This is a genomic window from Heliobacterium chlorum (assembly GCF_014502795.1).
Lineage (GTDB): Bacteria > Bacillota > Desulfitobacteriia > Heliobacteriales > Heliobacteriaceae > Heliobacterium > Heliobacterium chlorum.
On the sequence record NZ_JACVHF010000197.1, the window covers coordinates 1 to 347 of the forward strand.

Genomic DNA, 347 nt, shown 5'->3' on the forward strand with positions numbered 1-347 from the left:
AGTAACACGTGGATAACCTACCTATAAGACTGGGATAACTTCGGGAAACCGGAGCTAATACCGGATAATATATTGAACCGCATGGTTCAATAGTGAAAGACGGTTTTGCTGTCACTTATAGATGGATCCGCGCCGCATTAGCTAGTTGGTAAGGTAACGGCTTACCAAGGCAACGATGCGTAGCCGACCTGAGAGGGTGATCGGCCACACTGGAACTGAGACACGGTCCAGACTCCTACGGGAGGCAGCAGTAGGGAATCTTCCGCAATGGGCGAAAGCCTGACGGAGCAACGCCGCGTGAGTGATGAAGGTCTTCGGATCGTAAAACTCTGTTATTAGGGAAGAAC

Annotated in this window: 1 rRNA gene; it reads left to right on the forward strand. The window is 50.4% G+C overall.

The window, feature by feature from the left end:
- Positions 1–347: ribosomal RNA gene (locus H1S01_RS20975) — 16S ribosomal RNA — on the forward strand; the annotation flags it as partial.